This window comes from Variovorax sp. WDL1 (assembly GCF_001541225.1).
Classification (GTDB): domain Bacteria; phylum Pseudomonadota; class Gammaproteobacteria; order Burkholderiales; family Burkholderiaceae_C; genus Variovorax.
Window position 1 is genome coordinate 34,703 of sequence record NZ_LMTS01000132.1, and the last position, 6,921, is coordinate 41,623.

Annotated in this window: 8 protein-coding genes and 1 pseudogene; 6 read left to right on the top strand and 3 right to left on the bottom strand. The window is 66.5% G+C overall.

Features of this window, described 5'->3' with window-relative positions:
* The 5 genes and pseudogenes from APY03_RS44015 to APY03_RS18370 form a co-directional block, all read left to right on the top strand.
* A pseudogene (locus APY03_RS44015) lies at positions 1-279 on the top strand (ABC transporter ATP-binding protein); the annotation flags it as partial.
* Positions 280-313: 34 nt separating this feature from the next.
* Positions 314-1,507 (top strand): ABC transporter substrate-binding protein, encoded by a 1,194-nt coding sequence (locus APY03_RS18355; RefSeq protein WP_068678794.1) that lies wholly within the window; start codon positions 314-316, stop codon positions 1,505-1,507.
* A gap of 28 nt (positions 1,508-1,535) precedes the next feature.
* Positions 1,536-2,723, top strand: a complete 1,188-nt coding sequence (locus APY03_RS18360) for an ABC transporter substrate-binding protein (protein ID WP_068678796.1) — start codon at positions 1,536-1,538, stop codon at positions 2,721-2,723.
* A 90-nt stretch (positions 2,724-2,813) separates the two neighbouring features.
* The gene (locus APY03_RS18365) at positions 2,814-3,689 is read left to right on the top strand and encodes a branched-chain amino acid ABC transporter permease (protein ID WP_068678798.1); all 876 of its coding nucleotides are present in this window, start codon (positions 2,814-2,816) and stop codon (positions 3,687-3,689) included.
* A 13-nt stretch (positions 3,690-3,702) separates the two neighbouring features.
* Positions 3,703-4,683, top strand: a complete 981-nt coding sequence (locus APY03_RS18370; protein ID WP_068678800.1) for a branched-chain amino acid ABC transporter permease — start codon at positions 3,703-3,705, stop codon at positions 4,681-4,683.
* 46 nt (positions 4,684-4,729) lie between these two features.
* Here APY03_RS18370 and APY03_RS45675 read toward each other — a convergent pair whose 3' ends face one another.
* On the bottom strand, positions 4,730-4,960 hold the full coding sequence (locus APY03_RS45675) for a FitA-like ribbon-helix-helix domain-containing protein (protein ID WP_083944452.1): 231 nt from the start codon (positions 4,958-4,960) through the stop codon (positions 4,730-4,732).
* Positions 4,961-4,966: 6 nt separating this feature from the next.
* Between APY03_RS45675 and APY03_RS18375 the strand changes: the two genes are divergently transcribed.
* Entirely contained in the window at positions 4,967-5,920 is a 954-nt protein-coding gene (locus tag APY03_RS18375; RefSeq protein WP_068678801.1) for an SMP-30/gluconolactonase/LRE family protein, read from the top strand.
* A gap of 5 nt (positions 5,921-5,925) precedes the next feature.
* On the opposite strand, the gene APY03_RS18380 is transcribed toward APY03_RS18375, so the two are convergent.
* Both APY03_RS18380 and APY03_RS44020 read right to left on the bottom strand, forming a co-directional pair.
* Positions 5,926-6,666 (bottom strand): aspartate/glutamate racemase family protein, encoded by a 741-nt coding sequence (locus APY03_RS18380; protein ID WP_068678803.1) that lies wholly within the window; start codon positions 6,664-6,666, stop codon positions 5,926-5,928.
* A 26-nt stretch (positions 6,667-6,692) separates the two neighbouring features.
* Positions 6,693-6,921 (bottom strand): amidase family protein (locus tag APY03_RS44020; protein WP_269747388.1); only part of this gene is annotated, 229 nt, incomplete at its 5' end.

The following is a 6,921-nucleotide window of genomic DNA, read 5'->3' on the forward strand; positions in this document are numbered from 1 at the left end:
CTGGCGGTGGCGCGCATCCTGCGCACCGGCGCGAGGCTGCTCCTGCTCGACGAGATCTCGGAGGGACTGGCCCCCGTGATCGTGCAGGCCCTGGCCCGCATGATCCACACCTTGCGCGGCAAGGGCTACACGGTGGTCATGGTGGAGCAGAACTTCCGTTTTGCCGCACCGCTGGCCGACCGCTTCTACGTGATGGAGCACGGCCGCATCGTCGAGAAATTCGGCGCGGCCGAGCTCGACGCCAAGATGCCGGTGCTGCACGAGCTGCTCGGCGTGTGAACCCCGCTCACTTTTTTTGATTGAAGGAGACACCATGAAGACTGCATTCACCGCGATCGCGCTGGCCGTCGGCGCCCTGGCCCTGGCTTCCGGCGCGCAGGCGCAGGAGAAGGTCAAGATCGGCTTCGTCACCGACATGTCCAGCCTTTATTCCGACCTCGAGGGCAAGGGCGGCGCCACCGCGATCGAGATGGCCATCGCCGACTTCGGCGGCAAGGCGCTGGGCCAGCCCATCGAGCTGATCACGGCCGACCACCAGAACAAGGCCGACATCGCCGCCTCCAAGGCGCGCGAGTGGATCGACACCGCCGGGGTCACCATGATCTTCGGCGGCACCAACTCCGGCACCGCACTGGCCACCGCGAAGGTGGCGCAGGAGAAGAAGCGCGTCTACTTCAACAACGGCGCCGCCAGTTCGGCGCTCACCAACGAGCAGTGCAGCCCCTACACCGTGCACTACGCCTACGACACCGTCGCGCTCGCCAAGGGCACCGGCGCCACGGTGGTCGAGCAGGGCGGCAAGAGCTGGTTCTTCCTCACCGCCGACTATGCCTTCGGCCATGCGCTGGAGGCCGACACCGAGCGCATCGTCAAGGAGAAGGGCGGCACGGTCATCGGCAAGGTGCGCCATCCGCTCAATGCCTCGGACTTCTCCTCCTTCCTGCTGCAGGCGCAGAACTCCAAGGCGCAAATACTGGGCCTGGCCAACGCGGGCGGTGACACCATCAACTCCATCAAGGCCGCCCGCGAATTCGGCATCGGCAAGACGATGAAGACCGCGGGCCTGCTGGTCTTTTTGAGCGACATCCACAGCCTGGGCCTGAAGAACACCGAAGGCCTGCTGCACACCACCAGCTGGTACTGGGACTTGAACGACGACACGCGCAAGTGGGCCGCTCGCTATTTCGAGAAGACCAAGCGCATGCCCACCGACATCCAGGCGGCGGACTACTCGGGCACCATGACCTACCTGAAGGCGGTCGAGGCCGCCAAGACCACCGATGCCGACAAGGTGATGGAACAGCTCAAGAAGATGCCGATCAGCGACTTCTTCGGCAAGGGCCAGATCCGCGCCGACGGCCGCTACGTGCACGACATGTACCTGGTGCAGGTCAAGGCGCCGTCCGAGTCGAAGAAGGAATGGGACTACCTGAAGGTGGTCAAGACGCTGCCGGGCGACCAGGTCTTCACGACCAAGGCCGAGTCCAAGTGCGCGCTCTGGAAATGATCCGGATCCATTTGCAAGGAAAGAACACATGAAGAACAAGTTCGCGCTTTCGGCAGTCGTCCTCGGCCTGGCCCTGGCGGCAAGCGCCGCCCAGGCCCAGGTCAAGATCGGCTTCATTACCGACATGTCCAGCCTCTACGCGGACGTCGAGGGGCGCAACGGCGCCACCGCGATCCAGATGGCCATCGACGACTTCGGCGGCAAGGTCAACGGCCAGCCCATCGAGCTGATCACGGCCGACCACCAGAACAAGGCCGACATCGCCGCCTCCAAGGCGCGCGAATGGATCGACACGGCAGGCCTGACGATGCTCTTCGGCGGCACCAATTCCGGCACCGGCCTCGCGATGGCGAAGGTCGCGCAGGAGAAGAAGCGCGTCTTCATCGTCAACGGCGCCGGCACCTCGGCGCTCACCAACGAGCAGTGCAGCCCCTACACCGTGCACTACGCCTACGACACCGTCGCCATGGCCAAGGGCACCGGCGCGGCGGTGGTGGCGCAGGGCGGCAAGAGCTGGTTCTTCCTGACCGCCGACTATGCCTTCGGCGCAGCGCTCGAGGGCGACACCGCCAAGGTCGTCAAGGAGAAGGGCGGCACGGTGGTCGGCGGCGTCAAGCATCCGCTCAATGCCTCCGACTTCTCGTCCTTCCTGCTGCAGGCGCAGAACTCCAAGGCCCAGATCCTGGGCCTCGCGAACGCGGGCGGCGACACCATCAACGCGATCAAGGCGGCCAAGGAATTCGGCATCACCAAGTCGATGAAGATGGCGGGCCTGCTGGTCTTCATCACCGACATCCACAGTCTCGGCCTGAAGAACACCGAGGGCCTGCTGCTCACCACCAGCTGGGACTGGAACATCGACGACAGGACCCGCGCCTTCGGCAAGAAGTTCTTCGACAAGACCAAGCGCATGCCGACCGACATCCAGGCCGCCGACTACTCGGCCACCATGACCTACCTGAAGGCGGTGCAGGCCGCCGGCACGACCGATGCCGACAAAGTCATGGAGCAGCTCAAGAAGACGCCCGTCGACGACTTCTACGCCAAGGGCCGCATCCGCGAGGACGGGCGCTTCGTGCACGACATGTACCTGGTGCAGGTCAAGAGCCCGGCCGAGTCGAAGCAGCCGTGGGACTACTACAAGGTCGTGAGCAAGCTGCCGGGCGACCAGGTCTTCACCACCAAGGCCGAGAGCAAGTGCGCCCTCTGGAAGTAGTGCTCGCAGCAGCGCTCGCGCCCCAGGCTGCCCGCCCGGCTGCTTCCGCTGGCCGGGCGCCGCGGCCCCGCTGAAAAAAAATAGCATCCAATGACCATCTCCTTTCCAGCACTGCTGAGCCAACTCCTCCTCGGGCTGGTCAACGGATCGTTCTACGCGATCCTGAGCCTCGGGCTCGCGGTGATCTTCGGCCTGCTCAACGTCATCAACTTCGCGCACGGCGCGCTGTTCATGCTGGGCGCGGTGCTGGCATGGATGGCCATGAACTACTTCGGCATCAACTACTGGGTGATGCTGGTGGCGGCGCCGATCGTCGTCGGCCTGTTCGGCGTCGTGATCGAGCGCCTGCTGCTGCGGTGGATCTACAAGCTCGACCATCTCTACGGGCTCTTGCTCACGCTGGGCCTCACGCTGCTGATCGAGGGCGTGTTCCGCTCCGTCTACGGCGTCTCGGGCCTGCCCTACGACACGCCCGACGCGCTGGCCAGCGCCACCGACCTCGGCTTCATGATCCTGCCCAACTACCGTGCGTGGGTGGTGGTGGCCTCGCTGGTAGTCTGCTTCGCGACCTGGTTCGTGATCGAGAAGACGCGCCTGGGCGCCTACCTGCGCGCCGGCACCGAGAACCCGCGGCTCGTGGAGGCCTTCGGCGTCAACGTGCCGCTGATGGTCACGCTGACCTACGGCTTCGGCGTCGCGCTCGCCGCCTTTGCGGGCGTGCTCGCCGCGCCGGTGATCCAGGTCTCGCCGCTGATGGGGCAGAACCTCATCATCGTGGTCTTCGCGGTGGTGGTGATCGGCGGCATGGGCTCGATCATGGGCGCCATCCTCACCGGCCTGGGCCTGGGCGTGATCGAGGGCCTCACCAAGGTCTTCTATCCCGAGGCCTCGTCCACCGTGGTCTTCGTGATCATGGTCATCGTGCTGCTGATCCGGCCGGCCGGCTTGTTCGGCAAAGAGAAGTGAAGCGGCCCGCGTGATGAAGAACAACAACGTCTCCCTCGTCCTCTACGGCCTGCTGCTGCTCGGGCTGGTCGCCGCGCCCTTCCTCGGCGCCTACCCGGTGTTCGTGATGAAGCTCATGTGCTTCGCACTGTTCGCCTCCGCGTTCAACCTGCTCCTCGGCTATACGGGGCTGCTGTCCTTCGGACACGCGGCCTTCCTCGGCGGCTCGGCCTACGTCGCCGGGCATGCGATCAAGGTCTGGGGCCTGTCGCCGGAACTGGGGCTGATCGCCGGCACGCTCACCGGTGCGCTGCTGGGCTGGCTTTTCGGCGTACTGGCCATCCGGCGCCAGGGCATCTACTTCGCGATGATCACGCTGGCGCTGGCGCAGATGGTCTTCTTCATCTGCCTGCAGGCCAAGTTCACCGGCGGCGAGGACGGCCTGCAGGGCGTGCCGCGCGGCAAGCTCTTCGGCCTGCTCGATCTGCAGGACGACCTCGTCATGTACTACGTGGCGCTTTTGATCGTGGTCGCCGCCTTCCTGCTGATCGTGCGCACCATCCATTCGCCCTTCGGCCAGGTGCTCAAGGGCATCAAGGAAAACGAGCCGCGCGCGCTCTCGCTGGGCTACGACGTGGCGCGCTTCAAGCTGCTGGCCTTCGTGATCTCGGCCGCGCTCTCGGGCCTGGCCGGCTCGCTCAAGACCCTGGTGCTGGGCTTCGCCACGCTGTCGGACGTGCACTGGACCGCCTCGGGCCAGGTGATCCTGATGACGCTGGTGGGCGGCCTGGGCACGCTGTCCGGCCCGCTGGTCGGCTCGGCGGTGGTGGTGCTGCTCGAAAACAAGATCGGCGAGTTCGGCAACCTGCTCGCCAGCCTGACGTCCATCGAATGGTTCGGCACGCTGGGCGAGTCGGTCACCATGGTCACAGGCCTGATCTTCGTGATCTGCGTGCTGGCCTTCCGGCGGGGGATCATGGGCGAGATCATCGCCTTGGTGACGCGCAAGCGTTAGCTCGCAGAAAGTGCCACGGCGCGAGTTGGGAATGCGCCTGGGCAATTCATTGTCCTTCGTCACGAGCTTGGCGTTGGGCTGAATCGCCAATGCAATTGCCCTTCGGGAGAGCGGCACGCAGTTCTCGCGCACGCGCCAACCTTTCGGTGGGCGCAACCTTGGCGGGCAGAAGCGCAGCCTCCAGGCACACAATTGCTTCACTGTTCATGCTGCGGCGATGCGCCTCTGCAGAGAGCTTCACGCGGTCATGCACGGCATCTGCGAACAAGAGCATCATCAATCAATGACAACTACCATGATGTGGCACCCCGCCCAACGCTACCCCGACCCCGCCGTCGAGACCCTCGACCCGCGTTTCGCCAAGTACCGCCTGACGAGCGCCGCCGTCGAGCGCCTTGCCACCGGCTTCCGCTGGGCCGAGGGCCCGGTGTGGTTCGGCGACGGCCGCTACCTGCTGTGGAGCGACATTCCCAACAACCGCGTGCTGCGCTGGGACGAGGAGACCGGCGCCGTCAGCCACTTTCGCAAGCCATCGAACTTCGCCAACGGCCACACCCGCGACCGGCAGGGCCGCCTGCTCAGCTGCGAGCACGGCACCCGGCGCGTGACGCGCACCGAATACGACGGCAGCATCACCGTGATCCTCGATAGTTTCGAGGGCAGGCGCCTCAACTCGCCCAACGACATCGTCGTCAAGTCGGATGGCTCGATCTGGTTCACCGATCCTCCTTTCGGCATCCTCGGCCATTACGAAGGCCATGCGGCCGAGCCGGAGCTGCCGACCAACGTCTATCGCGTCGATGGGCAGACAGGCAAGGCCACCGTGGTCTGCGATGACATCGAGCGCCCCAACGGCCTGTGCTTCTCGCCCGACGAAAGCCTGCTCTACGTGGTCGAGTCGGGCAGCACGCCGCGCCGCATCCGCGTGTTCGACCTGAGCGAGGACGGGCAGGGCCTGAAGAACGGCCGCGTGTTCGTCGAGGCCGATCCGCAAGGCGCGCCCGACGGCTTCCGTTGCGACGTCGATGGCAACCTGTGGGCCGGCTGGGGCACCGGCGAGGGCCGCGATGGGGTGATGGTGTTCGCGCCGGACGCCACGCCCATCGGCCGCATCGCGCTGCCGGAGCGCTGCGCCAATGTCTGCTTCGGCGGTGCTGCGCGCAACCGGCTCTTCATGGCGGCGAGCCAGTCGCTCTACGCGATCTACGTCAACACGCAGGGCGTGCGCGGCGGCTGAAGCGCTCAGGGAGCGAAGCGCCGAGACAGCGCATCCGGCAGGCCGATCGCCGGCTTCGGCGCGGGCCGCCTGAAGGTGCCGGCGCTGGCCTTGCGCACACGCAGCGTCGCCAGCGCCTCGGCCTGCTTCACCGCGGCGGCCATCTGGTCTACCACGGGCACGGGGATGCGGTCCTTGACCTTGTCGGCCAGGCCGGCCAGCGGCGCCCCGGCAAGGATCACCACGTCGGCGTCGTCCTCGTCGACAGCGCGGTTCGCCAGGTCGACCAGCAGTTGTTCTTTCTCGTCCTGCACATCGGCGATGGAGGCGAAGCGGCCCTCGAGCATGCGGATGCCCGCCAGGCGGCCCATGAGCCCGTGCGATTCCACGCACTCCTCGTACCAGGGACCGAGCGCCTGCGCAAAGGTCACGATGGCAAAGCGCTTGCCGAGCATGCAGGCGGTCAGCATCGCGGCCTCGGCCATGCCGACCACCGGGATGTCGAAGAGCTCGCGCGCGCCGAAGAGGCCGGGGTCCCCGAATGCGGCGATGACGGCCGCGTCGAAGCCCTCGTGGTGCTCGGCCAGCATCTCCAGCGCGACTGCACCGCCGATCTGCGCCTCCGCGCGGGTCGCGATGTAGGGGAAGCCGCGCGGGGCGGTGAGCGCGACCAGTTCCGTGCCGGCGGCCGCGGCGGGCCGGGCGGCACTCATCAGCCGGTCCGTGATGCCCTGGCTGGTGTTCGGGTTGAGGACGAGGATGCGCATCGGATGTTCCTTTGAATCGGGGATGACTATGCCGTCGTGTTGCCGGCCCGGGCCAGCACCGCTTCGACGGCGCGGGCCGCGTCGAGCAGTTGCCGGTCCCGTCCGCGTGCCGCGATCAGCTGCAGGCCCACCGGCAGGCCATCGCGCCCGCTGCCGCAGGGAATGGAGATGGCGGCCGCCATCGCGTGGTTCACGAAAGGCGTGAAGACCGCGTGCGCACGCGGCTCGACCGGCCGGCCGCCGATGTGCGTGGGC